This window comes from Burkholderia cepacia, from assembly GCF_029962485.1.
GTDB lineage: Bacteria > Pseudomonadota > Gammaproteobacteria > Burkholderiales > Burkholderiaceae > Burkholderia.
Genome location: NZ_CP073637.1, coordinates 2,559,001 through 2,584,882, shown reverse-complemented (window position 1 = coordinate 2,584,882; position 25,882 = coordinate 2,559,001). Strand labels below are relative to the sequence as shown.

General features: G+C 64.8%; 26 protein-coding genes and 1 tRNA gene. 19 read left to right on the top strand and 8 right to left on the bottom strand.

From position 1 onward, the window contains the following. Positions 1 to 20: 20 nt before the first annotated feature. From KEC55_RS12045 to KEC55_RS12025, 5 genes are all read right to left on the bottom strand, one after another. A complete protein-coding gene (locus KEC55_RS12045) occupies positions 21 to 959 on the bottom strand; it encodes a UDP-2,3-diacylglucosamine diphosphatase (protein ID WP_282505641.1) in 939 nt (312 codons plus the stop codon). A 226-nt stretch (positions 960 to 1,185) separates the two neighbouring features. Continuing rightward, positions 1,186 to 1,692, bottom strand: a complete 507-nt coding sequence (locus tag KEC55_RS12040) for an RDD family protein (protein ID WP_282505640.1) — start codon at positions 1,690 to 1,692, stop codon at positions 1,186 to 1,188. Positions 1,693 to 1,698: 6 nt separating this feature from the next. Further along, entirely contained in the window at positions 1,699 to 2,460 is a 762-nt protein-coding gene (locus KEC55_RS12035) for a DUF3106 domain-containing protein (protein WP_282505639.1), read from the bottom strand. 26 nt (positions 2,461 to 2,486) lie between these two features. Next, positions 2,487 to 2,912, bottom strand: a complete 426-nt coding sequence (locus KEC55_RS12030; protein ID WP_282505638.1) for a DUF3619 family protein — start codon at positions 2,910 to 2,912, stop codon at positions 2,487 to 2,489. Then, the gene (locus KEC55_RS12025) at positions 2,909 to 3,472 is read right to left on the bottom strand and encodes an RNA polymerase sigma factor (RefSeq protein WP_128844254.1); all 564 of its coding nucleotides are present in this window, start codon (positions 3,470 to 3,472) and stop codon (positions 2,909 to 2,911) included. Before KEC55_RS12025 ends, KEC55_RS12030 begins: the two co-directional genes overlap by 4 nt. Positions 3,473 to 3,827: 355 nt before the next feature. Here KEC55_RS12025 and KEC55_RS12020 point away from each other — a divergent pair, with 355 nt between their 5' ends. From KEC55_RS12020 to KEC55_RS11995, 6 genes are all read left to right on the top strand, one after another. After that, positions 3,828 to 5,591 (top strand): acetolactate synthase 3 catalytic subunit, encoded by a 1,764-nt coding sequence (locus KEC55_RS12020; RefSeq protein ID WP_282505637.1) that lies wholly within the window; start codon positions 3,828 to 3,830, stop codon positions 5,589 to 5,591. A 111-nt stretch (positions 5,592 to 5,702) separates the two neighbouring features. Beyond that, positions 5,703 to 6,194, top strand: a complete 492-nt coding sequence (gene ilvN / locus KEC55_RS12015; RefSeq protein ID WP_006398781.1) for an acetolactate synthase small subunit — start codon at positions 5,703 to 5,705, stop codon at positions 6,192 to 6,194. Positions 6,195 to 6,288: 94 nt separating this feature from the next. Further along, a complete protein-coding gene (gene ilvC / locus KEC55_RS12010) occupies positions 6,289 to 7,305 on the top strand; it encodes a ketol-acid reductoisomerase (protein WP_034190794.1) in 1,017 nt (338 codons plus the stop codon). Between the two features lie 127 nt (positions 7,306 to 7,432). Next, complete coding sequence (locus KEC55_RS12005; protein ID WP_031401923.1) at positions 7,433 to 8,077, top strand: phosphatidylserine decarboxylase; 645 nt, start codon at positions 7,433 to 7,435, stop codon at positions 8,075 to 8,077. Positions 8,078 to 8,092: 15 nt separating this feature from the next. Then, positions 8,093 to 8,965 carry a CDP-diacylglycerol--serine O-phosphatidyltransferase gene (gene pssA / locus KEC55_RS12000; RefSeq protein ID WP_176050385.1) on the top strand — a complete coding sequence of 291 codons (873 nt, stop codon included), beginning with the start codon at positions 8,093 to 8,095 and terminating at the stop codon, positions 8,963 to 8,965. A gap of 314 nt (positions 8,966 to 9,279) precedes the next feature. After that, entirely contained in the window at positions 9,280 to 10,824 is a 1,545-nt protein-coding gene (locus tag KEC55_RS11995) for a 2-isopropylmalate synthase (protein ID WP_282505636.1), read from the top strand. Between the two features lie 72 nt (positions 10,825 to 10,896). Here the strand turns inward: KEC55_RS11995 and KEC55_RS11990 are convergent, their stop codons facing one another. The 3 genes from KEC55_RS11990 to KEC55_RS11980 form a co-directional block, all read right to left on the bottom strand. Further along, positions 10,897 to 12,447: a SulP family inorganic anion transporter gene (locus KEC55_RS11990; RefSeq protein ID WP_282505635.1), complete on the bottom strand. Its 1,551-nt coding sequence runs from the start codon at positions 12,445 to 12,447 to the stop codon at positions 10,897 to 10,899. A 39-nt stretch (positions 12,448 to 12,486) separates the two neighbouring features. Beyond that, positions 12,487 to 13,128 (bottom strand): carbonic anhydrase, encoded by a 642-nt coding sequence (locus KEC55_RS11985; RefSeq protein WP_176050382.1) that lies wholly within the window; start codon positions 13,126 to 13,128, stop codon positions 12,487 to 12,489. Positions 13,129 to 13,510: 382 nt separating this feature from the next. Next, positions 13,511 to 14,023 carry a hypothetical protein gene (locus KEC55_RS11980; protein WP_282505634.1) on the bottom strand — a complete coding sequence of 171 codons (513 nt, stop codon included), beginning with the start codon at positions 14,021 to 14,023 and terminating at the stop codon, positions 13,511 to 13,513. 168 nt (positions 14,024 to 14,191) lie between these two features. On the opposite strand from KEC55_RS11980, the gene KEC55_RS11975 reads away from it, so the two are divergent. From KEC55_RS11975 to nuoF, 13 genes are all read left to right on the top strand, one after another. Next, positions 14,192 to 15,451 carry a branched-chain amino acid ABC transporter substrate-binding protein gene (locus KEC55_RS11975; protein ID WP_282505633.1) on the top strand — a complete coding sequence of 420 codons (1,260 nt, stop codon included), beginning with the start codon at positions 14,192 to 14,194 and terminating at the stop codon, positions 15,449 to 15,451. A gap of 107 nt (positions 15,452 to 15,558) precedes the next feature. Then, a complete protein-coding gene (gene rpsO / locus KEC55_RS11970; RefSeq protein WP_176050379.1) occupies positions 15,559 to 15,828 on the top strand; it encodes a 30S ribosomal protein S15 in 270 nt (89 codons plus the stop codon). A gap of 289 nt (positions 15,829 to 16,117) precedes the next feature. Further along, positions 16,118 to 18,265, top strand: a complete 2,148-nt coding sequence (pnp, locus tag KEC55_RS11965) for a polyribonucleotide nucleotidyltransferase (protein ID WP_176050378.1) — start codon at positions 16,118 to 16,120, stop codon at positions 18,263 to 18,265. Positions 18,266 to 18,413: 148 nt separating this feature from the next. Further along, a complete protein-coding gene (locus tag KEC55_RS11960; protein WP_282505632.1) occupies positions 18,414 to 19,433 on the top strand; it encodes an NAD(P)H-quinone oxidoreductase in 1,020 nt (339 codons plus the stop codon). Positions 19,434 to 19,563: 130 nt separating this feature from the next. Then, on the top strand, positions 19,564 to 20,319 hold the full coding sequence (tpiA, locus tag KEC55_RS11955) for a triose-phosphate isomerase (protein WP_282505631.1): 756 nt from the start codon (positions 19,564 to 19,566) through the stop codon (positions 20,317 to 20,319). A 72-nt stretch (positions 20,320 to 20,391) separates the two neighbouring features. Continuing rightward, positions 20,392 to 20,772 carry a preprotein translocase subunit SecG gene (gene secG, locus KEC55_RS11950; RefSeq protein ID WP_282505630.1) on the top strand — a complete coding sequence of 127 codons (381 nt, stop codon included), beginning with the start codon at positions 20,392 to 20,394 and terminating at the stop codon, positions 20,770 to 20,772. A gap of 110 nt (positions 20,773 to 20,882) precedes the next feature. Continuing rightward, positions 20,883 to 20,967 (top strand) — tRNA-Leu (locus tag KEC55_RS11945). Positions 20,968 to 21,120: 153 nt separating this feature from the next. Beyond that, entirely contained in the window at positions 21,121 to 21,480 is a 360-nt protein-coding gene (locus KEC55_RS11940; RefSeq protein ID WP_006398798.1) for an NADH-quinone oxidoreductase subunit A, read from the top strand. A gap of 62 nt (positions 21,481 to 21,542) precedes the next feature. Beyond that, positions 21,543 to 22,022, top strand: coding sequence for a NuoB/complex I 20 kDa subunit family protein (locus tag KEC55_RS11935; protein ID WP_006398799.1), 480 nt, complete (start codon positions 21,543 to 21,545; stop codon positions 22,020 to 22,022). Between the two features lie 21 nt (positions 22,023 to 22,043). Continuing rightward, positions 22,044 to 22,646 carry an NADH-quinone oxidoreductase subunit C gene (locus tag KEC55_RS11930; RefSeq protein ID WP_043188849.1) on the top strand — a complete coding sequence of 201 codons (603 nt, stop codon included), beginning with the start codon at positions 22,044 to 22,046 and terminating at the stop codon, positions 22,644 to 22,646. A gap of 9 nt (positions 22,647 to 22,655) precedes the next feature. After that, on the top strand, positions 22,656 to 23,909 hold the full coding sequence (locus KEC55_RS11925) for an NADH-quinone oxidoreductase subunit D (RefSeq protein WP_205785393.1): 1,254 nt from the start codon (positions 22,656 to 22,658) through the stop codon (positions 23,907 to 23,909). Between the two features lie 172 nt (positions 23,910 to 24,081). Then, positions 24,082 to 24,567 (top strand): NADH-quinone oxidoreductase subunit NuoE, encoded by a 486-nt coding sequence (nuoE, locus tag KEC55_RS11920; RefSeq protein WP_006756903.1) that lies wholly within the window; start codon positions 24,082 to 24,084, stop codon positions 24,565 to 24,567. Next, positions 24,564 to 25,874 carry an NADH-quinone oxidoreductase subunit NuoF gene (gene nuoF / locus KEC55_RS11915; RefSeq protein WP_176050374.1) on the top strand — a complete coding sequence of 437 codons (1,311 nt, stop codon included), beginning with the start codon at positions 24,564 to 24,566 and terminating at the stop codon, positions 25,872 to 25,874. Before nuoE ends, nuoF begins: the two co-directional genes overlap by 4 nt. Positions 25,875 to 25,882 lie beyond the last annotated feature (8 nt).

The following is a 25,882-nucleotide window of genomic DNA, read 5'->3' as shown; positions in this document are numbered from 1 at the left end:
GTCCTGTAAGTAGGGTTGTGTCAGGCAGTGGCCTTGGCCTTGCGCGACGAAGTCTCCGACGGTGCGGTGCGCATCACCGTCCAGTAGACGATCTTCAGTTCGCCTTCCATCGTTTCGACGAGTGCGGACAGGCTTTCGACCCAGTCGCCGTCGTTGCAGTACAGCACGCCGTCGATGTCGCGGATCTCCGCCTTGTGGATGTGGCCGCACACGACGCCGTCGCAGCCGCGGCGGCGCGCCTCGTCGGTCATCACGGTCTCGAACTGCGAGATGAAGTTGACCGCGTTCTTGACCTGGTGCTTCAGGTACTGCGACAGCGACCAGTACTGGAAGCCGAGCCGGCTGCGGATCCGGTTGAACCAGCGGTTCAGCACGAGGATCAGCGTGTAGAGCGTGTCGCCGAGGTACGCGAGCCACTTCGCGTGCTGGATCACGCCGTCGAACAGGTCGCCGTGCACGATCCACAAACGTTTGCCCGCGAGCGTCGTGTGGAACGCCTCGCCGCGCACCTGGATGTCGCCGAACGCGAGGTCGCAGAACTGCCGCGCGCCTTCGTCGTGGTTGCCGGGGATGTAGATGACCTGCGTGCCCTTGCGCGCCTTGCGCAGGATCTTCTGCACGACGTCGTTGTGCGCCTGCGGCCAGTACCAGCCCTTCTTCAGCTGCCAGCCGTCGATGATGTCGCCCACGAGGTACAGGTATTCCGAATCGTTGTGGCGCAGGAAGTCGAGCAGGTACGGCGCCTGGCAGCCGCTCGAGCCGAGGTGGATGTCGGACAGCCAGATGGTGCGGTAGCGATGGGTGGACGGGTCGGGATCGTCGTGCTGCGTGGTATGCGCGGCAGGCGGTTCTTGCGACGCCAGGTCATCGGTTGCAGCCGAGCCGGACAGGAAGGCGGTGGCGGCGCGTGCGCCGATAGGGTGACGGAACAGGGAGGTCGCGGACGTTTTCTGGCCCATGCATGACTCGCGCCGGTTGACATTACCGGCATTCCGCCATGCGGGCGTGACTGTGCCGTGACAGTCACGAGACGTTCTTATTACGACCGTCGTAGGGTGTTTAGCAGTGAATCAACGGGCGTTGTGTAACCTGCCGCACGGAACGGGCGACGGTTGTCCGGCAAGGCCGTCGGGCCGGGTGACGGAAGGCGGGACGAGCGGTTTTTTGTCTGGCGAAAGCGGCGCGTCAGCGCGGTATCGCGACGACGCGCGTGCGCGCGATCCGGTCGTGCGGGAACTGGCGGCCGGCATGCAGCCGGGCAGCGCCGGCCCAGATGACGATCCAGGCGGCCGTAAGCGCGAGCGTGACGGGCACCGACAGGCCGAGGAGCGGATGCAGCGCGAGCGGCGGCAGGAACCACAGCCAGCCGAGCGCATAGCGGACGAGCGCGTGGCCGGCGCTCAGTGGCCGGCCGCTCGACGATTCGAGGCGCAGCCGCCAGGTCTTCATCGGCAGCGTCTGGCCGCCGTGCGTCCAGAACCACACGAAGTACGCGCCGACGACGAGCGCGATCCAGGCGGCGAGCAGGTTGTGATGGACGAGGCCGTTGCGTTGCTGCGTCGCGAGGCTGAATGCGAGCCCCGCGAAGAACACGACGCCGAACAGCAGCACGCCTTCGTAAAGCAGCGCGGCGAGGCGCCGCCGTACCGACGGCGCGGCGGCCGGGATCTCGGGTGCGCGGGCGTTCGCCACGGCCGCTCAGGAGCCCTTGAACAGCGAGGGTGCGTCGGCCGGCGACACCGGCGCCACCGCGGCCGGTGCGGACGCGGTGCCGGCCGTCGACGAGGCCGGTACCGGCTGCGCGGCGGCGCCGGCCGAGGCGGGCGCCGGTGCGGTGGCCGCGCCGCTTGCCGGATGTTCGTGTGAATTGACGAGGCGGCGAACGTCACGGTCGGCGACGGTCGGCGGTGCGCTGACGACGCTCGGCTTGCGGCGGCGTTCGGCGGCCGCGAGACGTTCCTTTTGTTCCTCGGGGAGCTGCTGATAGGCCTTCCACGCGCGCTCGCGCGCCTGGGCGGACAGCTCCTTCGCGCTCTGGTAGTTCTCGCGCGCGACGCGGCGCTGCTCGGGCGTCATCTTGGCCCATTCGGCCATCCGGTCCTGCAGGCGCTTCTGGTCATCGGGCGACAACTTCGCGAAACGCGATGCGATCTTCAGCCATTTCCGCTTGCGGGCGTCGCTGAAGCCATCCCATTGGTCGGCGAACGGCGCGAGAGCGGCATGCTGGGCCGGCGTGAGGCGCGCCCACGACAGCGGGCCGGTGGCGGCCGGCAGCGGCAGGGGCAGCGACGGGAGTTCGGTGGTCGGCCCGGTCGCGGCCGAGGCGGGCGCGGCAGGGCTGGTGGCCGCGACGGTGGACGTCGCGGGGGCCGGGTGGAATCGGGAATACGTGGCGACGTAGGAAACGGCGATCGCAATCACGCATCCGAAAAATACGGCCAGGCCGCGCTTCTGACTCACCCGTGCGATCCCCTCGTTATTGTCTGTTAGTGAGCGCGCGAAAGATACGCGTTGAACCCGTGATCGAGATACGCGTTGAGCGGCAGGTCGTCGCTGAGCATCGCCGCGTCGATGTCGGCGAGTTCGGCGGTGCGCTGCATGTCTTCCCAGTAGGCGATGCCGACGAGCCCCGCGAGCAGCAGCGCCAGCGGCCACGCGCGCAGCAGGCGGCGCGCGAACGACACCTGCGGGCGGTTCGCGGGCGCCGAGCCGTACGCACCGGCCGCGCCGGCGAAGGCCGGCACGAACACCGGCGCGGTCGCGGCTTCGGGCTTCTTGCGCGCGAGCGCAGCCCGGCGCGCTGCGGCCAGACGGTCGGTGGTCGCGGCAGGCAGGGCGGTCGCGCGCTCGTCAAGCGCGCGGCGCACCTTCAGCGCGAATTCGTGTTCTCGGTTTTCGGGAGCGGAGCTCATAGCGTGATTCCTTTGGCCTTGAGCGCGTGCGCGAGGGTGTGAGTGGCGCGAGAGCAGTGCGTTTTCACACTGCCTTCGGAGCACCCCATTGCGGCGGCAGTCTCGGCGACATCCATATCTTCCCAATAACGCATCAGGAACGCTTCCCGTTGACGCGCTGGAAGCTTCTGGATTTCTTCGTCGATCAGGGCCAGAACCTGCTCTCTTTCGAGGCGGTGCTCGCTGCTCTCGACGCCCGCGTTGTCGTCCGCGGATTCGAGTGTTTCGAGCGGGTCGAAGTCGTCGTCGTCGGTATTGTTCAGCGACGAGAAGAGCGTGACCCAAGTGTTGCGGACTTTCTGCCGACGAAACCAGTCGTGGATCGTGTTTTGCAGGATCCGCTGAAAAAGCAGCGGCAATTCTGCCGCCGGCCGGTCGCCGTACTTTTCCGCAAGCTTGATCATCGCGTCCTGCACGATGTCGAGCGACGCATCGTCGTCACGCACGGCGTACGCAGCCTGCTTGAACGCGCGCCTTTCGACGCCCGCCAGAAAGTCGGCGAGTTCCTTGTCTGATGCCATTCCGTGAAGGTATGCGCTGCGGGCCGCTGCGTGGTGTAAAAGGTCGAAAAATTTCGTAAAACCCGCGGATGCTATCAAATTTTCGTGCCGCTTGGGACCGGATTGGGCCCCGTACGTTGCGCGCGAGCCGCGGTGGCGGGGCGCCGGACGGCGTGCATGATGCGGTGCGGGATATTTTGCTTGACGACCCAATCACGACCCGCTATCGTCAACGATTCGCAACATGAAGTGATGGTCTCATTTGAGGCTGGCCCAAGAAGCCCGCCCTTCAAACTGGACGCGCCGCTTGAACCCGAGCCACAAGCCCGGCAGAGAGCACCCGATCAATTTTTTGCCGAAAATTCGAAAGGTCAAAATGAACATGCCCAGCGCGGAATTCTCCACGTCGGAACCCCTTTCCCCTCCCGATAGCGACTCCATCGGCGGCACCGTGCTGATGAAGGCACTCGCCGACGAAAACGTCGAATTCATCTGGGGCTACCCCGGCGGCTCGGTTCTCTACATCTACGACGAGCTGTACAAGCAAGACAAGATTCAGCACGTGCTGGTGCGCCATGAACAGGCGGCCGTGCACGCAGCCGATGCGTATGCGCGTTCCACCGGCAATGTCGGCGTCTGTCTCGTGACGTCGGGCCCCGGTGTCACCAACGCGGTGACCGGCATCGCAACGGCCTACATGGATTCGATCCCGATGGTCGTGATCAGCGGCCAGGTGCCGACTGCCGCGATCGGCCAGGACGCTTTCCAGGAATGCGACACCGTCGGCATCACGCGTCCGTGCGTGAAGCACAACTTCCTCGTGAAGGACGTGCGCGACCTCGCGGAAACCGTCAAGAAGGCGTTCTACATCGCCCGTACCGGCCGTCCGGGCCCGGTGCTGATCGACATCCCGAAAGACATCTCGAAGACGCCGTGCCAGTACGAGCCCGTCAAGAGCGTGTCGCTGCGTTCGTACAACCCCGTCACGAAGGGCCATTCGGGCCAGATCCGCAAGGCGGTGTCGCTGCTGTTGACGGCAAAGCGCCCGTATATCTACACGGGTGGCGGCATCATCCTCGCCGACGCGTCGCGTGAACTGAACCAGTTCGCGGACCTGCTCGGCTACCCGGTCACGAACACGCTGATGGGCCTCGGCGGCTATCGCGCGTCGGACAAGAAATTCCTCGGCATGCTCGGCATGCACGGCACCTACGAAGCGAACATGGCGATGCAGCACTGCGACGTGCTGATCGCGATCGGTGCCCGCTTCGACGACCGCGTGATCGGCGACCCGGCGCACTTCGCGTCGCGTCCGCGCAAGATCATCCACATCGATATCGACCCGTCGTCGATCTCGAAGCGTGTGAAGGTCGACATCCCGATCGTCGGCGACGTGAAGGAAGTGCTGAAGGAGCTCATCGAGCAACTGCAGACGGCCGAGCATGGCCCCGACACCGAGGCGCTCGCGCAATGGTGGAAGGACATCGAGGGCTGGCGTTCGAAGGACTGCCTGAAGTTCGACCGCGAGAGCGAGATCATCAAGCCGCAGTACGTGGTGGAGAAGGCGTGGGAGCTGACGGACGGCAATGCGTTCGTGTGCTCGGACGTCGGCCAGCACCAGATGTGGGCGGCGCAGTTCTACCGATTCAACAAGCCGCGTCGCTGGATCAACTCCGGCGGCCTCGGCACGATGGGCTTCGGCCTGCCGGCGGCGATGGGCGTCAAGATGGCGCACCCGGACGACGACGTGCTGTGCATCACGGGCGAAGGCTCGATCCAGATGTGCATCCAGGAACTGTCGACCTGCCTGCAGTACGACACGCCCGTGAAGATCATTTCGCTGAACAACCGCTATCTCGGCATGGTTCGCCAGTGGCAGCAGATCGAATACAGCAAGCGCTATTCGCATTCGTACATGGATGCGCTGCCTGATTTCGTGAAGCTCGCCGAAGCGTACGGCCATGTCGGCTTGCGGATCGAAAAGACCTCGGATGTGGAGCCGGCGCTGAAGGAAGCGCTGCGCCTGAAGGACCGCACCGTGTTTCTCGACTTCCAGACCGATCCGACCGAAAACGTCTGGCCGATGGTCCAGGCCGGCAAGGGCATCACCGAGATGCTGCTCGGATCGGAAGATCTGTAACGGCGCGACGCGCGTCCGGCCGGATGCGGCCGCCTTCACGAAGGGCGGTGCGGCACGCGGCGGCGCGCGGCGCGAGTGAATCGACACGGACACATTCTGGAAGAAGCGAACATGAGACACATCATTTCCGTCCTGCTGGAGAACGAACCGGGCGCGCTGTCGCGCGTGGTCGGTCTGTTTTCCGCACGCGGCTACAACATCGAAACCTTGACGGTGGCGCCGACCGAAGACCAATCGCTGTCGCGGCTCACCATCGTTTCCATTGGCTCCGACGACGTGATCGAACAGATCACGAAGCATCTGAACCGCCTGATCGAGGTGGTGAAAGTGGTGGACCTGACCGACGGTGCACACATCGAACGCGAGCTGATGCTGATCAAGGTACGTGCAGTGGGCAAGGAGCGCGAAGAAATGAAGCGGATGTCGGACATTTTCCGCGGCCGCATCATCGACGTGACCGAAAAGACCTACACGATCGAATTGACGGGCGCGAGCGACAAGCTCGACGCATTCATCCAGGGGCTGGACGCGGGCGCGATCCTAGAGACCGTGCGCACCGGCAGCTCCGGCATCGGACGCGGCGAGCGCATCCTGAAGGTGTGATGCCCAATGGCACGCCGGGTGCGCCGTCATGTCCCGGCCCGCAGTACTCCATCCGAACGAATTGTTGAATTTTTGAATTAGCGAAGGAACCATCATGAACGTTTTCTACGACAAAGACGCCGACCTCTCCCTCATCAAGGGCAAGCAAGTCACGATCATCGGCTACGGCTCGCAAGGCCATGCACACGCGCTGAACCTGAAGGAAAGCGGCGTGAACGTGACGGTCGGCCTGCGCAAGGACGGCGCGTCGTGGAGCAAGGCTGAAAACGCCGGCCTGTCGGTCAAGGAAGTCGCGGAAGCGGTGAAGGGCGCGGACGTCGTCATGATGCTGCTGCCGGACGAGCAGATCGCCGACGTGTACGCGAAGGAAGTGCACGCGAACATCAAGCAAGGCGCGGCGCTGGCATTCGCACACGGCTTCAACGTCCACTACGGCCAGGTGATCCCGCGCGCCGACCTCGACGTGATCATGATCGCGCCGAAGGCACCGGGCCACACCGTGCGCGGCACGTACTCGCAAGGTGGCGGCGTGCCGCACCTGATCGCGGTTGCGCAGAACAAGTCGGGCGCGGCACGCGACATCGCGCTGTCGTACGCGGCAGCGAACGGCGGCGGCCGTGCCGGCATCATCGAGACGAACTTCCGTGAAGAGACCGAAACCGACCTGTTCGGCGAGCAGGCCGTGCTGTGCGGCGGTACCGTCGAGCTGATCAAGGCTGGCTTCGAGACGCTGGTCGAAGCAGGCTACGCGCCGGAAATGGCGTACTTCGAGTGCCTGCACGAACTGAAGCTGATCGTCGACCTGATCTACGAAGGCGGCATCGCGAACATGAACTACTCGATCTCGAACAACGCCGAGTACGGCGAGTACGTGACGGGCCCGCGCGTCGTCACGGAAGAGACGAAGAAGGCGATGAAGCAGTGCCTGACCGACATCCAGACGGGCGAGTACGCGAAGAGCTTCATTCTCGAGAACAAGGCAGGCGCACCGACGCTGCAGTCGCGCCGTCGCCTGACGGCCGAGCACCAGATCGAACAGGTCGGTGCGAAGCTGCGTGCGATGATGCCGTGGATCGCGAAGAACAAGCTCGTCGACCAGACGAAGAACTAAGCACCGCGTGCTGTTCCGGCCCTTCGAGTGGAGGGTCGGTATCAAAAAGCCGTCCGAAGGCAGCAGTGCCCCGGGCGGCTTTTGCTATCCTACGGGCTTTGCAATTCACCGAACACAGAACGAATCCATGAACTATCCTCATCCGATCATCGCGCGCGAAGGCTGGCCGTTCATCGCGATTGCTGCCGTCATCGCGCTGTTGATCCACGCCGTCGGGGGCTTCGGCTTCGCGTGGCCGTTCTGGCTGCTGCTCGTCTTCGTCGTCCAGTTCTTCCGCGATCCGCAGCGCCCGATCCCCGCGCAGCCGAATGCGGTGCTGTGCCCGGCAGACGGCCGCATCGTCGCGGTCGAGACCGCACAAGACCCGTACGCGAACCGTGAAGCGCTGAAGATCAGCGTGTTCATGAATGTATTCAATGTCCATTCGCAGCGTTCGCCGGTCGATGGCGCGATCACCAAGGTCGAGTACTTCCCGGGCGCGTTCCTGAACGCGGCGATCGACAAGGCGTCGACCGAGAACGAGCGCAACGCGGTCGTGATCCAGACGGCGAGCGGCAAGACCGTCACCGCGGTGCAGATCGCAGGGCTCGTCGCCCGCCGGATTCTCTGCTACGTCCGTGCCGGCGAGCCGCTGTCGCGTGGCCAGCGCTACGGTTTCATCCGCTTCGGTTCGCGCGTCGACGTGTACCTGCCGCTCGGCAGCCGTGCGAAGGTGTCGATCGGCGAGAAGGTCTACGCGTCGTCGACGATCCTCGCCGAGCTCGAGCAGTAAGCGGCGGGGCGCACGATGGCCGCATTCAAACCGCGTCGGCCGCGTAACGGCTCCGGCCAGACGCCACGTCCGTTTCGCCGCAACAAGATAATGGCGCCTGATCAGGCGCCGCTCGAGAGCCGCCGCGCCGCGCGTCAGCGGTTCCTGAAAACGCGCGGCATCTACCTGCTCCCGAACGCGTTCACGACCGCCGCGCTGTTCTGCGGCTTCTTCGCGGTCGTGCAGGCGATGAACGTGCGCTTCGAGATCGCCGCGATCGCGATTTTCGTCGCGATGGTGCTCGACGGGATGGACGGGCGCGTCGCGCGCATGACGCATACGCAGAGCGCGTTCGGCGAGCAGTTCGACAGCCTGTCGGACATGGTGTCGTTCGGCGTCGCGCCCGCGCTCGTGATGTACGAGTGGGTGCTGAAGGATCTCGGCCGCTGGGGCTGGCTCGCCGCGTTCGTCTACTGCTCGGGCGCCGCGCTGCGTCTCGCGCGCTTCAACACGAACATCGGTGTGGTCGACAAGCGCTTCTTCCAGGGGCTGCCGAGCCCGGCCGCCGCCGCGCTGATCGCGGGCTTCGTGTGGCTCGCGACCGACAACCGCGTGCCGATGAAGCTTGGCTGGCTGCCGTGGGTCGCGTTCGTGCTGACGATCTACGCGGGCGTGACGATGGTGTCGAACGCGCCGTTCTACAGCGGCAAGGCGCTCGACGTGCGGCACCGCGTGCCGTTCGCGGCGATCCTGCTGGTCGTCGTCGCGTTCGTGCTCGTGTCGTCCGATCCGCCGCTGATGCTGTTCTGCCTGTTCGTGCTGTACGGCCTGTCCGGCTATGTGTTCTGGGCCTACATGGCCATCCGCGGGCGCGCGAATCCGGCGCGCTCGTCGCAGCGCGATCACTGACGCGCGATCGACCCGGAAACGGCGGCCTCAAGGCCGCCGTTTTCATTTGCCCCTTTTTCGAGCCGGGCCGCCGGAATCACCCGGGCGGCGTCCGATTGCGCGGCCAACGGAATGTCGCTATAGTCTTCGGCATGACTGCATTTCCCCGCCTCTCCCTCCTTCTAGCCGGTGCGCCGCTACGCGCGCTAGCGTTGGCGCGCCTGCCGCGCTGACCGTTCTCGCCCCCCGTCAAGCTTCGTCTGTTGTTGAGCGTCGCCAGCGGTGGCGCGATCTCATTACGTTTGACTTCCGTATAAAGAGCCCTGGAGCCCCCCATGACAGACAAGCTGATCATTTTCGATACGACGTTGCGTGACGGCGAACAATCGCCCGGCGCGTCGATGACGAAGGAAGAGAAAATCCGCATCGCGAAGCATCTCGAGCGGATGAAGGTCGACGTGATCGAAGCCGGCTTCGCGGCCAGCTCGAACGGCGACTTCGACGCGATCCACACGATCGCCGGTCTCGTGAAGGACAGCACGATCTGCTCGCTGGCCCGCGCCAACGACAAGGACATCCAGCGCGCGGCCGACGCGCTGAAGCCGGCCAACAGCTTCCGGATCCATACGTTCATCGCGACGTCGCCGCTGCACATGGAGAAGAAGCTGCGGATGACGCCCGACCAGGTGTTCGAGCAGGCGCGCCTCGCGGTGCGCTTCGCGCGCAAGTTCACCGACAACGTCGAATTCTCGCCGGAAGACGGCAGCCGTTCCGATCTGGATTTCCTCTGCCGCGTGCTGGAAGCCGTGATCGCCGAGGGCGCGACGACGATCAACATCGCCGACACCGTTGGTTATGGCGTGCCGGAGCTTTACGGCAACCTCGTGAAGACGCTGCGCGAACGCATTCCGAACTCGGACAAGGCGATTTTCTCGGTGCACTGCCATAACGACCTCGGGATGGCCGTCGCGAACTCGCTCGCCGGTGTGAAGATCGGCGGCGCGCGTCAGATCGAGTGCACGATCAACGGTCTCGGCGAGCGTGCAGGCAACACGTCGCTCGAGGAAATCGTGATGGCCGTGAAGACGCGCAAGGACTATTTCGGCCTCGACGTCGGCATCGACACGACGCAGATCGTGCCGACGTCGAAGCTCGTGTCGCAGATCACCGGTTTCGTCGTGCAGCCGAACAAGGCGGTGGTCGGCGCGAACGCGTTCGCGCATGCGTCGGGCATCCACCAGGACGGCGTGCTGAAGGCGCGCGACACCTACGAGATCATGCGTGCGGAAGACGTGGGCTGGAGCGCAAACAAGATCGTGCTCGGCAAGCTGTCGGGCCGCAACGCGTTCAAGCAGCGCCTGCAGGAACTGGGCGTGTCGCTCGACAGCGAATCCGAACTGAACGCCGCGTTCATGCGCTTCAAGGATCTGGCCGACCGCAAGGCCGAGATCTTCGACGAGGACATCATCGCGATCGTGTCCGAGGAGTCGGCGCTCGCGCACGAGCAGGAACACTTCAAGTTCGTGTCGCTGTCGCAGCGTTCGGAAACGGGCGAGCAGCCGCAGGCGAAGATCGTGTTCGCGGTTGAAGGCAAGGAAGTGACGGGCGAGGCACGTGGCAACGGGCCGGTCGACGCGACGTTCAATGCGATCGAAGGTGAAGTCGGCAGCGGCTCCGAGCTGCTGCTGTACTCGGTGAACGCCATCACGACAGGCACGCAGGCGCAGGGCGAGGTCACCGTCCGTCTGTCGAAGAGCGGGCGAATCGTCAATGGCGTCGGCACCGATCCGGATATCGTCGCCGCGTCGGCGAAGGCGTACATCTCCGCGCTGAACAAGCTGCATTCGAAGGACGACAAGCTCAACCCGCAGCGCTCGTAAGCGCCGCGCGCTGCGCATCTCCGGAACGCCCCGTGCGGCCTTGCGCCGCCGGGGCGTTTTTTCAGCCGCCGCTCATTCGGCCGCCGGTGCGCGAAACAGCCAGCGGCGCGTAGCGGGGCGTGTCGCCGGGCTGCGCCGGCGGAACTCGACGGCGATCCCGCGTCGCGGCGCATCGGCGACGAACGCGTCGAGCAGTTCGAGCACGTCGTGATCGATGTAGTCGGCGCGGGTCGCGTCGATGATCACGGCCGCGTGGTCCGGAATGTGCCGCAGGTGGTGCTTGACCTGAACCTTGCCGAGGAACGACACGTCCTTGCGGAACGACAGCAGGTAGTGGTCGTCGTGCTGGGCGAGCGTGACGGGGCTCTTCAGGTTCGCGACGGCGACCGCCAGTACGCTGCACGCGAGGCCGAGCGCGATCCCGAACAGCAGGTCGACCGCGAGCACGCCGATGATCGTCGCCGCGAACGGCACGAATGCGGCCGGCCCTTGCTTCATCACCGAACGGAACAGCGCCGGCTTCGCGAGCTTGAAGCCCGTATGGATCAGGATCGCGGCCAGGCTCGCGAGCGGGATCAGGTTGATGAGGCCGGTGAGCGCGAACACGCTCGCGAGCAGCAGCATCCCGTGGACGATGGCCGACATCCGGCTTTGCGCACCCGCGTTGACGTTCACCGAGCTGCGTACGATCACCGACGTGATCGGCAGCCCGCCGACCGCGCCCGCGACGAGATTGCCGACGCCCTGGGCCTTCAGCTCGCGGTCGGGCTGCGTCGGCCGGCGCTTCGGGTCGATCTGCTCGACCGCTTCGAGGCTCAGCAGCGTCTCCAGGCTCGCGACGACCGCGAGTGTGATCGCGACGCGCCACACGTCCGGATTGACGAGTTGCGCGAAGTTCGGGCCGAGCTCCGCATGCTTGAGCGATGCCGCGAACGCCGCGAACGATCCGAGCTCGGGCAGCGTCACGCGATGGGCGGCGCCCGGCGCAACGGCCGGTGCGACGAAGCCCAGCACGAGCGTTGCGCCGATCCCGAGCACGACGACCGCGAGCGGCGCCGGTACCGAGCGCACCAGCGCGAAGCGGCGCAGCGCAGGCGTGTCCCACGCGATCAGCAGCGCGAGCGACGCGAGCGCGATGGCCGTGGCGGCCCACGCGACCGGCAGGCTCGGCCAGTTCGCAAACGATTGCGCGGCCGAGCCGCCGATACCGAATGCGAACGGAATCTGCTTCACGATCAGCAGCAGGCCGATCGCGGCGAGCATGCCCTTGATGACGGGCGACGGTACGTAAGCGGCGAAGCGGCCGGCGCGCAGCATGCCTAACCCGAATTGCAGCACGCCGGACAGCAGCACCGCGAGCAGGAACGCGGAGAAGCTGCCGAGTTGTGCGATCCCTTCGACGACGATCACCACGAGGCCGGCTGCCGGCCCGCTGACGGACAGCGACGACCCGCTCAGCAGCGCGACGACGATGCCGCCGACGATGCCGGACACGAGCCCGGCGAACGGCTCGACGCCGGAGGCGTTGGCGATGCCGAGACAGAGTGGCAGCGCGACGAGGAAAACGACGATGCCGGCGACGATGTCGCGCGGCAGGGTGGACAGGCGCTCGTTCAGTTTCATGGTTGGGGCGATTTCGTGGGCGTTGGGGCGGGGGATGAATCAGCCGAGCGCGGCGGCGGTCGTGGCCAGCGCGGGTTCGACGTCGACGGGCGGTGTCGCGTAGCCCGAATCGAGCTCCAGCAGGCGGCCGTCGGCGAGCGAGAAGATCCAGCCGTGCACGAGCGGCGGCCGTTCGCGGCCGCGCACGATCGGCGATGCGCGGAGCAGCCGCACCTGTTCGAGCACGTTCAGTTCGGCGAGGCGATCGGCGGCGGCCGTGTCGTCGAGCCCGTCGAGCGTGTCGCGATGGCGGCGTGCGAGCGCGCAGAGCGGCGCGATGCGGCGCGCGACGTGCGGCAGGTCGGCCGGCGGCGGCAGCAGCGACGCGCGCACGCCGCCACAGCCGTAGTGCCCGCACACGATCACGTGGTCGACCTTCAGCACGCGCACCGCGTACTCGAGCACGCTGGCGGAATTGTCGTCGTCGGGATGGAACAGGTTCGCGATGTTGCGATGAACGAACAGTTCGCCGGGCGCGCAGTGTGTGATGGTTTCGGCCGGCACGCGGCTGTCGGCGCAGCCGATCCACAGCACGCGCGGGTTCTGGCCGCGCGCAAGCGCGTCGAAGAAACCGGGCGTGTGTTCACGCGTCTCGCGGGCCCAGGCAATGTTGGCAACCAGCATGCTCTTGGGGCGATTCATGAGGACTCCTTTCTGATAAAGGCAAATAAATATCGGCGAAATGACGCAATTGCAATCTTTCTAAATTGAAAGGTTTGGTTTCGACTGATATTAGGGGTATGCCCTAGCACTCCGGGGGCATTGAAACAAATTGTTTCAAATTGATTTGGCGTAGTGCATTGCATGCACCAACCCAACGCATGACATGCATCGGGCATGCCTGTTTCGGCGCAATGGCCCGCATGACGGGGCGTTCAGCGGATTGCCATCGGAATGTCATCGATCGGAAAAGTTTTCCGCCATATTCCCTGAATTAAATAAGGCAGCGGAAAAAAGGAAATGGCCATTCACGCAATAATTCGTGAATGGCCATTGTGAAAATTGCGCGTAAATGCGTAATCGGTCAGAACAGGTTGCGGCGGTCGGGATCGTGCAGCGGGTCCGGGGTTTTCTGCGTGATGCGCAGGATGCCCTGCGGATCGAAATAGAAGCTGTACATCATGTACCAGACGTTGTCCTCGAGATACCGGTACGTCCACACCTCGCGCTTCATCAGCGGGAAGTAGGATGTCTCGACGGGGCGCCCGAAATTGACGAGCACGTCGGTCTTCGTCCACTTGCCGATTTCCGCGCGATAGAACTCGCTCGGTTGCAGCACCTGGCGCACGTTGACGATCTTGTGTGCTGCGTCGACGTCGGCCGCGATCGTGATTTCGCCCATCGGCTGGGTCGGCCACATCAGCCGCTTGCCGCCGCCGGGCAGGTCGTAGATCTCGCGCGGCGGGCCCATGCGCGCGACGATCGCCGACTCGTCCTGGCCGGCCTGGTATTGCTGCCACGGTTGCGCGCAACCGGCGAGCAGTGCGGCGGCACCGGCGACCAGCACCGGCAGGCGCGCGGGAATGCGAATGCGCATGGGATCCTCCAGAACACGGAAACAGGTCCCGTTGTATCACGGACGGCGCGCGACGGTGCATCGGGCGGAAAAAATCGGTGCGGATCGCCGGCATGGCCACGCTTGCGGGCGGCGGGTGCGCCGGCCTATGATCCGCGCTTCTCGGGCAGATTGAAGGGCAGGTGGCCGATGCAGGGGTGGAAGCGGTGCGCGCTCGCGTTGAGCGCAGGGTGGATGCTGGTGTCGTCCGCGTTTGCCGGCGGTGAGCCGGTGCGGATCGCGCTGATCGAAGGGATGTCGGGCCCGTTCGCGAACGCAGGCGCGGCCGTCGAGCGCAACCTGCGCTTCGGCGTCGAGCAGGTCAACGCGGCGGGCGGCGTGAAGCTGCGCGACGGCGCGCACCCGCTCGAACTCGTCGTGCTCGACAGCAAGGGGAGCCCGGAGGAGGCGCTCGTGCAACTGCGCGTGGCTGCGGACCGCCATATCGGCTTCGTTGCGCAGGGCAACAGTTCGGCCGTCGCGGCCGCGCTCGTCGCGGCGCTCGACAAGCAGAACGCGCGCGATCCGGACAACCGGATGCTGTTCCTGAACTATTCGGCCGATGATCCGGCGCTGACCGGCGCTCGCTGCAGCTTCTGGCATTTCCGCTTCGACGCGCACGCGGGCATGCGGATGGCCGCGCTCGCGGACGTGATGGCGCGCGATCGCGCACTGCGCAAGGTCTATCTGCTGAACCAGGACTACAGCTTCGGCCACGACGTCAGCACGCTTGCGCGTCAGGCGCTGGCCGCGCGGCGCCCGGACGTGACGATCGCCGGCGATGAATTCCACCCGATCGGCCGGATCAAGGATTTCGCGCCGTATATCGCGAAGATCCGGGCGAGCGGCGCGGACGCCGTCGTGACCGGCAACTGGGGCAACGACCTGACGCTGCTCGTGAAGGCGGCGCGCGAGCAGGGGTTGAACGCGAAGTTCTATACGTTCTACGGCAACAGCCTTGGCGCGCCGGCTGCCCTCGGCGATGCCGGTGTCGGGCGCGTCGTGGCCGTGGCCGACTGGCACCCGAACGCGGGCGGCGCGAAGTCGGACGCGTTCTACCGCGCGTTCCGAACCCGTTTCCCGGCCGCGCAGGACGACTATCCGGTGCGGCGGATGAGCCTGATGATCGAGATGCTGGCTGCGGCGATGAACCGCGCGGGCTCGGCCGACCCCGTCGCGGTCGCGCGGGCGCTCGAGGGCCTGTCGTTCGACGACGGCTTTCATGCGTCGCGGATGCGCGCGCAGGATCATCAGCTGATCCAGCCCCTTTACGTGATGGAGATGGACAAGGCCGGCACGCCGGGCGTGCGCTTCGACAACGAGGGGTCGGGGTACGGCTTCCGGACGGTGCTGGCGGTGCCGGCACAGCGCACGGAGATGCCGTCGACGTGTTCGATGACGCGTCCGTGACAGGGGGCGGTAAGAACGGCGCGGAGTTGTGCTACAATGCGCGCCGGTTGTAAGTCACGGCACGGCCATTCTTCCGTGTCCGCCTGTTCAGTTAGAAAGGAAATCACATGTCTGTTGCAGATATCAAGAAGTCGGAAGTCGTTGCTCAGTTCGCCCGCGGTACCAATGACACGGGGTCGCCCGAAGTCCAGGTCGCACTGCTGACCGCACGTATCGTCGAACTGACGGGTCACTTCAAGTCCCACGCGAAGGATCACCACAGCCGCCGCGGCCTGCTGCGCATGGTGAGCCGCCGCCGCAAGCTGCTCGACTACCTCAAGGGCAAGGATGCCGACCGTTACCGCGCACTGATCGAGAAGCTGGGTCTGCGTAAGTAATCGAGGCGATTGCCGCCAGCAAGATGCCTGTGTCAGTCCGCTGATACAGGCATTTTGTTTTTGCGCGGTGCGTAGCGTCACGCGCATCGCAGGCAGTCCGGCACGTTCGTGCGGGGCTGCCGCACGACTGATACCGGGGCAGGATTTGTGTCATTCCAGCGCGTCGCTGCACGAGCGCCGCGCTGGAATGGCATAAAAAACACACCTTGCTCCGGGTGATTCGGTCGGGACGCCGCCGTGCCGGATGGCCGGCGCGGCGAATGAAATGCATGAATTCAAAGGAGCAACCATGTCCATGTTCAACAAGGTCGTGAAGGAATTCCAGTGGGGCCAGCACAAGGTGCGCCTCGAAACCGGTGAAGTCGCTCGCCAGGCGAGCGGTGCGGTGATCGTCGACGTCGAAGACACCGTCGTGCTGGCAACCGTCGTCGGCGCGAAGTCGGCGAAGCCGGGCCAGGATTTCTTCCCGCTGACCGTCGACTACCTCGAGAAGACCTACTCGGCCGGCAAGATCCCGGGCGGCTTCTTCCGCCGCGAAGGCCGTCCGTCGGAGCATGAGACGCTGACGTCGCGCCTGATCGACCGTCCGCTGCGTCCGCTGTTCCCGGAAGGCTTCTACAACGAAGTTCAGGTCGTGATCCACGTGCTGTCCGTGAACCCGGAAATCCCGGCGGACATCCCCGCGCTGATCGGCGCATCGGCTGCGCTCGCCGTGTCGGGCCTGCCGTTCAACGGCCCGGTCGGTGCCGCGCGCGTTGCCTACATCGACAACGCCTACGTGCTGAACCCGACGCGTGACCAGATCAAGGCGTCGAGCCTCGACCTCGTCGTCGCGGGTACGGAGCGCGCGGTGCTGATGGTCGAATCGGAAGCCGATCAACTGTCGGAAGAAGTGATGCTGGGCGCGGTCGTGTTCGGTCACGAGCAGATGCAAGTCGCGATCGACGCGATCCACGAACTGGTGCGCGAAGGCGGCAAGCCCGAGTGGGACTGGCAGCCGGCGCCGAAGAACGAGGCGCTGATTGCGCGTGTGACGGATCTGGCGCAGAACGACCTGCTCGCCGCGTACCAGCTCCGTGACAAGCAAGCTCGCTCGACGAAGCTGAAGGAAGTCTACTCGGCGACCTCGGCGAAGCTCGAGGAAGACGCGCAGGCAGCCGGTACGGCAGCGGCCGACAAGGCCACCGTCGGCAACGTCCTGTTCGACATCGAAGCAAAGATCGTCCGTTCGCAGATCCTGAACGGCGAGCCGCGTATCGACGGTCGCGACACGCGCACCGTGCGCCCGATCGAGATCCGCACCGGCGTGCTGCCGCGTACCCACGGCTCGGCGCTGTTCACGCGCGGCGAGACGCAGGCGCTGGTCGTCGCGACGCTCGGCACGAAGGGTGACGAGCAGATCATCGACGCGCTCGAAGGCGAGTACCGCGAGCGCTTCATGCTCCACTACAACATGCCCCCGTTCGCAACCGGCGAAACGGGCCGCGTCGGCTCGCCGAAGCGCCGCGAAATCGGCCACGGCCGCCTCGCGAAGCGCGCGCTGGTCAAGTGCCTGCCGAGCGCCGACGAATTCGGCTACTCAATCCGCGTCGTGTCGGAAATCACCGAGTCGAACGGTTCGTCGTCGATGGCATCGGTGTGCGGCGGCTGCCTCGCGCTGATGGACGCCGGCGTGCCGATGAAGGCACACGTCGCGGGTATCGCGATGGGCCTGATCCTCGAAGGCAACAAGTTCGCGGTGCTGACCGACATCCTCGGCGACGAAGATCACCTCGGCGACATGGACTTCAAGGTGGCCGGTACGGAACAAGGCGTGACGGCGCTGCAGATGGACATCAAGATCCAGGGCATCACGAAGGAAATCATGCAGGTCGCGCTCGCGCAGGCGAAGGAAGGCCGCATGCACATCCTCGGCAAGATGACGTCGGCGGTCGCGGGTGCGAACACGCAACTGTCGGAATTCGCACCGCGCATGATCACGGTCAAGATCAACCCGGAAAAGATCCGCGACGTGATCGGCAAGGGCGGTTCGGTGATCCGCGCGCTGACGGAAGAAACGGGCACGACCATCGACATCTCGGATGACGGCGTCGTGACGATCGCGAGCACGAGCAGCGAAGGCATGGCCGAAGCGAAGAAGCGCATCGAGCAAATCACGGCTGAAATCGAAGTCGGCCAGGTGTACGAAGGCACGGTGCTCAAGCTGCTGGATTTCGGCGCGATCGTGAACCTGCTGCCGGGCAAGGATGGCCTGCTGCACATCTCGGAAATCGTCAACGAGCGTGTGAAGGACATCAACGACTACCTGAAGGAAGGCCAGCAAGTGAAGGTCAAGGTCATCCAGACGGACGAAAAGGGTCGCGTGCGTCTGTCGGCGAAGGCGCTGCTGAATGAAGCAGCGGCAGCGTCGCAGTCGGACACGCCGCCGCAGCAGTAAGCGGACAGGCGGACCAACGGCCGGCAGTGCGAAAGCGTGCCGGCCGTTTTTTCTGTAGCATCGTTGTGCGGCGCAGCAGCGCCGGCGAGGCGTCCGTGCCGCGTGCCCGGGCGTGCCATCCGATTCCGATCCTGGAGCCTCCCTCACCATGAAAGCCATCGAAATCACCGAATTCGGCGCCCCCGACGTGTTGAAGCTTGCGGAGCGTCCGCGCCCCGAACCGAAGCGCGGCGAGGTGCTGATCAAGGTGGCGGCTTCCGGTGTGAACCGGCCCGACGTGTTCCAGCGCAAGGGCGCTTATGCGCCGCCGCCGGGTGCGTCGGACCTGCCGGGCCTCGAGGTGGCGGGCGAGATCGTCGGCGGCGACCTGTCCGATGCCGCGCTGAACCCGTTCGGCCTGAAGCTGGGCGATCGCGTGTGTGCGCTGCTCGCGGGCGGCGGTTATGCCGAATATGCGGTCGCACCGCTGCCGCAGTGTCTGCCGGTGCCTGAAGGGCTCACCGATATCGAGGCTGCGTCGCTGCCCGAAACGTTCTTCACCGTGTGGAGCAATGTGTTCGACCGTGCGCAGCTCGGCGCGGGCGAGGGCGGCGAGCAGGAGACGCTGCTCGTGCAGGGCGGCTCGAGCGGTATCGGCGTGACGGCCATCCAGATCGCGCATGCGCTCGGCTTTCGCGTGTTCGCGACGGCCGGCACCGCCGACAAGTGCCGCGCGTGCGAGGCGCTCGGCGCCGAACGCGCGATCAACTACAAGACCGAAGATTTCGTCGAGGTCGTGAAGTCGCTGACGCACGATCGCGGCGTCGACGTGATCCTCGACATGGTGGCGGGCTCGTACGTGCCGCGCGAACTGTCCGCGCTCGCGGACGGCGGCCGTCTCGTGCTGATCGCGCTGCTCGGGGGTGCGAAGGCCGACGTCAACCTGGGCGAGATCCTGCGCCGCCGGCTCACCATCACGGGTTCGACGCTGCGCCCGCGCCCGGTCGAGTTCAAGGCGCGCATCGCCGCGCAACTGAAGGCGCGCGTGTGGCCGCTGATCGCCGACGGGCGCATCAAGCCGGTGATCTATCGCGTGTTGCCGGCCGCGGATGCCGCGCAGGCGCATGCGCTGATGGAAAGCAGCGAGCACACCGGCAAGATCGTGCTCGATTGGGGTACGAACGCCTGATGGCCCGTGTGGCCGGGCTTGACATGCGCGGTTTGACCGGTTCAAGCCGTGCGCAGTAAAATCGCGGGTTTGCTTCGCCAGATCAAACCTGACGGCCGGTTTCCGGCGCGTCGATGACGAGACAGACACGATGTCGAAACAGAGAACTAAGCGGGTGATCGGCAACTGGAAGATGCACGGCCGGCTGGCCGGCAACCAGGCGTTGCTGAACGAAGTGGTGCAGGGCGCGGGCGCGGTGGCGGCCGAAACGTCGGTCGGCGTGTGCGTGCCGTTCCCGTATCTCGCGCAGGTTCACGCGCAGCTCGACGGCGGCCGTGTCGCCTGGGGCGCGCAGGACGTATCCGCGCACGAACAGGGCGCGTTCACCGGTGAAGTGGCGGCGGCGATGGTCGCGGAGTTCGGCGCACGCTATGCGATCGTCGGTCACTCGGAACGCCGCGCGTATCACGGCGAAAGCAACGAGACGGTCGCGGCGAAGACGCAGCGCGCGCTCGCGGCCGGCCTCACGCCGGTCGTGTGCGTCGGCGAGACGCTCGACGAGCGCGAGTCGGGTGCGACCGAGCAGGTTGTCGGTGCGCAGCTCGACGCGGTGCTGGCCGTGCTGACGGCCGACGAGGCTGTACGCATCGTTGTCGCGTACGAGCCGGTCTGGGCGATCGGTACGGGCAAGAGCGCGACGTCGGCGCAGGCACAGGACGTGCACGCGTTCCTGCGCGCGCGCCTCGCGGCGAAGGGTGCGGCGGACGTATCCGTGCTGTACGGCGGCAGCGTGAAGCCGGACAACGCGGAAGAACTGTTCGCGCAGCCGGACATCGACGGCGGCCTGATCGGCGGCGCGTCGCTGAAGGCGGAAGATTTCCTGGCGATCTGCCGGGCCGCGCGATAAGCGGTCCGAGATCGAATTGAACCATGACGGCGGCCGGACGGTCCGGTCGCCCGATCCAATCGGGTGGGTGTGATGCTGTTATTCAAGACGCTGATTATTGTGGTGCAGGTGCTGTCTGCACTCGGTGTGATTGGTCTCGTGCTGCTGCAGCACGGCAAGGGTGCCGACATGGGCGCTGCGTTCGGCAGTGGCGCGTCGGGCAGCCTGTTCGGTGCAACGGGCTCCGCGAACTTCCTGTCGCGCACGACGGGCATTCTCGCGACGATCTTCTTCGTCGCGACGCTCGCACTGACGTACCTCGGTTCGTACAAGTCGACGCCGTCGGCCGGCGTGCTCGGCGCGGCCGCGACTGCGCCGGCTTCGGCACCTGCAGCATCGGCACCGGCAGTCGCGGCATCCGCCGCCGTTGCGGGTTCGGCTGCAAGCGCGCCGGGCCAGGATGTCCCGAAATAAAAAGTTAAATTTTTTGTGTTTGTGCGTTGAACAAATCTGGAACTCGGGTTAGAATTTAATTCTTGAAGCGATTCGCGGGAACAAGCAGCACAACCCGAGTTGCATGCAGTGCCGACGTGGTGAAATTGGTAGACACGCTATCTTGAGGGGGTAGTGGCGAAAGCTGTGCGAGTTCGAGTCTCGCCGTCGGCACCAAAGTTACTCAATGCCAGCCGCTTCTAGTGGCTGGCATTTTTCATTTCTGGGATGGGCTTGCGGTTGTCTTGCGATCGCCTGCACTCCGAAATGATTCCTTCCGCCGGAAGTGGTATTCTCCGGACGCTCAGAACCAACCGATAGAGGATTGCCTTGAACCTCGCAGCCTATTACCCCGTCTTGTTGTTCCTCCTCGTGGGCACTGGTTTAGGTATAGCGCTGGTCAGCATCGGCAAGCTCCTTGGTCCCAACAAGCCGGACGTCGAGAAGAACGCACCGTACGAGTGCGGCTTCGAAGCCTTTGAAGACGCCCGGATGAAATTCGACGTCCGGTATTATCTCGTCGCTATCCTGTTCATCATCTTCGATCTCGAAACCGCATTCCTGTTTCCGTGGGGCGTCGCGCTCCGGGACATCGGCTGGCCGGGTTTCATCGCAATGATGATTTTTCTGCTCGAATTCCTGCTGGGCTTTGCCTATATCTGGAAGAAGGGCGGGCTCGACTGGGAGTGATGGGTTAATCGCCGGTTTGCATGGGCGGCCACGCTCGGTCGCTCGTCTGGAGTGGAAAGCAAATGAGTATCGAAGGGGTCTTGAAGGAAGGGTTTGTCACCACGACGGCTGACAAGCTGATCAACTGGACGCGTACCGGCTCGCTGTGGCCGATGACGTTCGGGCTCGCGTGTTGCGCCGTCGAGATGATGCATGCGGGCGCGGCCCGTTATGACCTGGACCGGTTCGGTGTCGTGTTCCGTCCGAGTCCGCGTCAGTCGGACGTGATGATCGTCGCCGGCACGCTCTGCAACAAGATGGCGCCCGCGCTGCGCCGCGTGTACGACCAGATGGCCGAGCCGCGCTGGGTGATCTCGATGGGATCGTGCGCGAACGGCGGTGGTTACTACCACTACTCGTATTCGGTGGTCCGCGGCTGTGACCGGATCGTGCCCGTCGACGTCTACGTGCCGGGCTGTCCGCCCACGGCCGAGGCGCTGGTCTACGGCGTGATCCAGCTTCAGGCGAAGATCCGCCGCACCAATACCATCGCCCGTCAATAAAGCCCCGAGCGTCCCCTCAATATGGCAAGCAAAATCGAGACCCTCAAGGCAAACCTCGAAGCCGCGCTCGGCGCGCGCGTGGTGAGCCTCACCGAAGCGATCGGTGAACTGACGCTCGTCGTGAAGGCGAGCGATTACCTCGAAGTCGCAAAGATGCTGCGCGACGATCCGAAGCTCCGTTTCGAGCAACTGATCGACCTCTGCGGCGTCGACTACCAGACCTTCGGCGACGGCGCCTACGACGGCCCGCGCTTCGCGGCCGTGTCGCACCTGCTGTCGGTCACGAACAACTGGCGCCTGCGCCTGCGTGCATTCGCACCGGACGACGACCTGCCGATCGTGGCATCGCTGGTCGACATCTGGACCTCCGCGAACTGGTACGAGCGCGAAGCGTTCGACCTGTACGGCATCGTGTTCGAAGGCCACCCCGACCTGCGCCGCATCCTCACCGACTACGGCTTCATCGGTCACCCGTTCCGCAAGGACTTCCCGGTGTCGGGCTATGTCGAAATGCGTTACGACCCGGAAGAGAAGCGGGTCGTGTACCAGCCGGTGACGATCGAGCCGCGCGAAATCACGCCGCGCGTGATCCGCGAGGATCGCTATGGCGGTCTGAAACATTAAGGGGGCGTCATGGCAGAAATCAAGAACTACACGCTCAACTTCGGCCCGCAGCACCCGGCAGCGCACGGCGTGCTGCGCCTCGTGCTCGAGCTCGACGGCGAAGTCATCCAGCGTGCCGATCCGCACATCGGCCTGCTGCACCGCGCGACGGAAAAGCTCGCGGAATCCAAAACCTTCATCCAGTCCGTGCCGTACATGGACCGTCTCGACTACGTGTCGATGATGGTCAACGAGCACGGCTACGTGCTCGCGATCGAAAAGCTGCTCGGCATCGAAGTGCCGGAGCGCGCGCAGTACATCCGCGTGCTGTTCGACGAGGTCACGCGCGTGCTGAACCACCTGATGTGGATCGGCGCACACGCACTCGACGTCGGCGCGATGGCCGTGTTCCTGTACGCATTCCGCGAACGCGAAGATCTGATGGACGTGTACGAAGCGGTGTCCGGCGCCCGGATGCACGCGGCGTACTACCGTCCGGGCGGTGTCTATCGCGATCTGCCTGACGCAATGCCGCAATACAAGGCGTCGAAGATTCGCAACGAGAAGGCGCTCGCGAAGATGAACGAAGCGCGCAGCGGCTCGGTGCTCGACTTCATCGACGACTTCTTCACGCGCTTCCCGAAGTGCGTCGACGAATACGAAACGCTGCTCACCGACAACCGGATCTGGAAACAGCGTCTGGTCGGGATCGGCGTGGTCAGCCCGGAACGTGCGCTGCAGATGGGCCTGACGGGCCCGATGCTGCGCGGCTCGGGCATCGCGTGGGATCTGCGCAAGAAGCAGCCGTACGAAGTGTACGATCGCATGGATTTCGACGTGCCGGTCGGCGTGAACGGCGATTGCTACGACCGCTATCTGGTGCGCGTCGAAGAAATGCGCCAGTCGATCCGCATCGCGAAACAGTGTATTGAGTGGCTCCGCAAGAATCCGGGCCCGGTGATGACGGACAATCACAAGGTTGCACCGCCGTCGCGCGTCGGCATGAAGACCAACATGGAAGACTTGATTCACCACTTCAAGCTCTTCACCGAAGGTTTCCATGTGCCGGAAGGCGAAGCGTACGCGGCGGTCGAGCACCCGAAGGGTGAATTCGGCATCTACCTCGTGTCGGACGGTGCCAACAAGCCGTATCGCCTCAAGATTCGCGCGCCGGGTTTCGCTCACCTGGCGTCGCTCGACGAAATGGCGCGCGGTCACATGATCGCCGACGCCGTCACGATCATCGGTACGCAGGACATCGTGTTCGGCGAGATCGATCGCTAATGGTTGCGCCGTCCGCGCGTGCGGGCGGCGAGCAGTAAGTCACATGCGATGCGCGCTGAACCGGCGCGGCTTCGCAAGCTGTCAACAGAGTGAGCGCCAGGTCTGCCGTCCATGCACCCCAGTGTGCGGCAGGTTGTTCGTTCGGTAGGAATTGAAAGAGTCGTGTCTGAAAATGATCTCAGCTGAAGGCCTGAAGGAAATCGATCGAGCGTTGACGAAGTATCCCGCCGATCAGAAACAGTCCGCCGTGATGTCGGCGTTGGCCGTTGCTCAGGAAGAGCACGGCTGGCTGTCGCCCGAACTGATGCAGTTCGTTGCGGACTATCTCGGCATGCCGGCCGTTGCCGTGCAGGAAGTCGCGACGTTCTACACGATGTACGAGCTCAACCCGGTCGGCAAGCACAAGATCACGCTCTGTACGAACCTGCCGTGCCAGCTTGGCCCGCACGGTGGCGCGGAAGCGACTGCCGACTACCTGAAACAGAAGCTCGGCATCGGCTTCGGCGAGACCACGCCCGACGGCAAGTTCACGCTGAAGGAAGGCGAATGCATGGGCTCGTGCGGCGATGCGCCGGTGCTGCTGGTGAACAATCACAGAATGTGCAGCTTCATGAGCCGCGAGAAGATCGACCAGCTGCTTGAGGAGCTCTCGAAATGACGTCCCTCCACGACCGTCACATCAAACCGCTGATCCTCGCTGGTCTGAACGGCGAGAACTGGCATCTCGAAGATTACGTTGCGCGCGGCGGCTACAAGCAGCTGCGCCGCATTCTCGAAGAAAAGATTCCGCCCGAGCAGGTGATCGCCGACGTGAAGGCGTCGGGCCTGCGCGGCCGTGGCGGTGCGGGCTTCCCGACCGGCCTGAAGTGGAGCTTCATGCCGCGCCAGTTCCCGGGGCAGAAGTACCTCGTCTGCAACTCGGACGAAGGCGAGCCGGGCACGTTCAAGGATCGCGACATCCTGCGCTGGAACCCGCACGCGCTGATCGAAGGCATGGCCATCGGCGCGTACGCGATGGGTATCACCGTCGGCTACAACTACATCCACGGCGAAATCTTCGAAGTGTATCGACGCTTCGAAGCCGCGCTCGATGAAGCGCGCGCAGCCGGGTTCCTCGGCGACCACATCATGGGCTCGGAATTCTCGTTCGAGCTGCACGCGCACCACGGTTACGGCGCGTACATCTGTGGCGAGGAAACGGCGCTGCTCGAGTCGCTCGAAGGCAAGAAGGGCCAGCCGCGCTTCAAGCCGCCGTTCCCGGCGAGCTTCGGCGTGTACGGCAAGCCGACCACGATCAACAACACCGAGACGTTTGCCGCGGTGCCGTTCCTGCTGTCCATCGGGCCGCAGAATTATCTCGAGATCGGCAAGCCGAACAACGGCGGCACGAAGATTTTCTCGGTATCGGGCGACGTCGAGCGTCCGGGCAACTACGAAGTGCCGCTCGGCACGCCGTTCGCGACGCTCATGGAGCTCGCCGGCGGGATGCGCGGCGGCAAGAAGATCAAGGCCGTGATTCCGGGCGGTTCGTCGGCGCCGGTGATCCCGGGCGACATCATGATGCAGACGGATCTCGACTACGATTCGATCGCGAAGGCCGGCTCGATGCTCGGTTCCGGCGCGGTGATCGTGATGGACGAGACGCGTTGCATGGTGCGCTCGCTGCTGCGCCTGTCGTACTTCTATTACGAGGAATCGTGCGGTCAGTGCACGCCGTGCCGTGAAGGCACCGGCTGGCTGTATCGCGTCGTGAACCGTATCGAGCACGGCGAAGGGCGCCAGGAAGATCTGGACCTGCTGAACTCGGTTGCCGAGAACATCATGGGCCGCACGATCTGTGCACTCGGCGATGCGGCGGCGATGCCGGTACGCGGGATGCTCAAGCACTACTGGGACGAATTCGCGTACCACGTCGAGCACAAGCACTGCATGGTCGGCGGCCACGCGCACGCGGCGGCAGCCTGAAGCGAACC

Excerpts from the sequence above, each read along its gene's own strand:
- KEC55_RS12045 (WP_282505641.1), bottom strand. The coding sequence starts at position 959 with ATGGGCCAGAAAACGTCCGCGACCTCCCTGTTCCGTCACCCTATCGGC.
- KEC55_RS12030 (WP_282505638.1), bottom strand. The coding sequence starts at position 2,912 with ATGAGCTCCGCTCCCGAAAACCGAGAACACGAATTCGCGCTGAAGGTG.
- KEC55_RS12025 (WP_128844254.1), bottom strand. The coding sequence starts at position 3,472 with ATGGCATCAGACAAGGAACTCGCCGACTTTCTGGCGGGCGTCGAAAGG.
- KEC55_RS12020 (WP_282505637.1), top strand. The coding sequence starts at position 3,828 with ATGAACATGCCCAGCGCGGAATTCTCCACGTCGGAACCCCTTTCCCCT.
- ilvN (WP_006398781.1), top strand. The coding sequence starts at position 5,703 with ATGAGACACATCATTTCCGTCCTGCTGGAGAACGAACCGGGCGCGCTG.
- ilvC (WP_034190794.1), top strand. The coding sequence starts at position 6,289 with ATGAACGTTTTCTACGACAAAGACGCCGACCTCTCCCTCATCAAGGGC.
- KEC55_RS12005 (WP_031401923.1), top strand. The coding sequence starts at position 7,433 with ATGAACTATCCTCATCCGATCATCGCGCGCGAAGGCTGGCCGTTCATC.
- pssA (WP_176050385.1), top strand. The coding sequence starts at position 8,093 with ATGGCCGCATTCAAACCGCGTCGGCCGCGTAACGGCTCCGGCCAGACG.
- KEC55_RS11995 (WP_282505636.1), top strand. The coding sequence starts at position 9,280 with ATGACAGACAAGCTGATCATTTTCGATACGACGTTGCGTGACGGCGAA.
- KEC55_RS11990 (WP_282505635.1), bottom strand. The coding sequence starts at position 12,447 with ATGAAACTGAACGAGCGCCTGTCCACCCTGCCGCGCGACATCGTCGCC.
- KEC55_RS11985 (WP_176050382.1), bottom strand. The coding sequence starts at position 13,128 with ATGAATCGCCCCAAGAGCATGCTGGTTGCCAACATTGCCTGGGCCCGC.
- KEC55_RS11980 (WP_282505634.1), bottom strand. The coding sequence starts at position 14,023 with ATGCGCATTCGCATTCCCGCGCGCCTGCCGGTGCTGGTCGCCGGTGCC.
- KEC55_RS11975 (WP_282505633.1), top strand. The coding sequence starts at position 14,192 with ATGCAGGGGTGGAAGCGGTGCGCGCTCGCGTTGAGCGCAGGGTGGATG.
- rpsO (WP_176050379.1), top strand. The coding sequence starts at position 15,559 with ATGTCTGTTGCAGATATCAAGAAGTCGGAAGTCGTTGCTCAGTTCGCC.
- pnp (WP_176050378.1), top strand. The coding sequence starts at position 16,118 with ATGTCCATGTTCAACAAGGTCGTGAAGGAATTCCAGTGGGGCCAGCAC.
- KEC55_RS11960 (WP_282505632.1), top strand. The coding sequence starts at position 18,414 with ATGAAAGCCATCGAAATCACCGAATTCGGCGCCCCCGACGTGTTGAAG.
- tpiA (WP_282505631.1), top strand. The coding sequence starts at position 19,564 with ATGTCGAAACAGAGAACTAAGCGGGTGATCGGCAACTGGAAGATGCAC.
- secG (WP_282505630.1), top strand. The coding sequence starts at position 20,392 with ATGCTGTTATTCAAGACGCTGATTATTGTGGTGCAGGTGCTGTCTGCA.
- KEC55_RS11935 (WP_006398799.1), top strand. The coding sequence starts at position 21,543 with ATGAGTATCGAAGGGGTCTTGAAGGAAGGGTTTGTCACCACGACGGCT.
- KEC55_RS11930 (WP_043188849.1), top strand. The coding sequence starts at position 22,044 with ATGGCAAGCAAAATCGAGACCCTCAAGGCAAACCTCGAAGCCGCGCTC.
- KEC55_RS11925 (WP_205785393.1), top strand. The coding sequence starts at position 22,656 with ATGGCAGAAATCAAGAACTACACGCTCAACTTCGGCCCGCAGCACCCG.
- nuoE (WP_006756903.1), top strand. The coding sequence starts at position 24,082 with ATGATCTCAGCTGAAGGCCTGAAGGAAATCGATCGAGCGTTGACGAAG.
- nuoF (WP_176050374.1), top strand. The coding sequence starts at position 24,564 with ATGACGTCCCTCCACGACCGTCACATCAAACCGCTGATCCTCGCTGGT.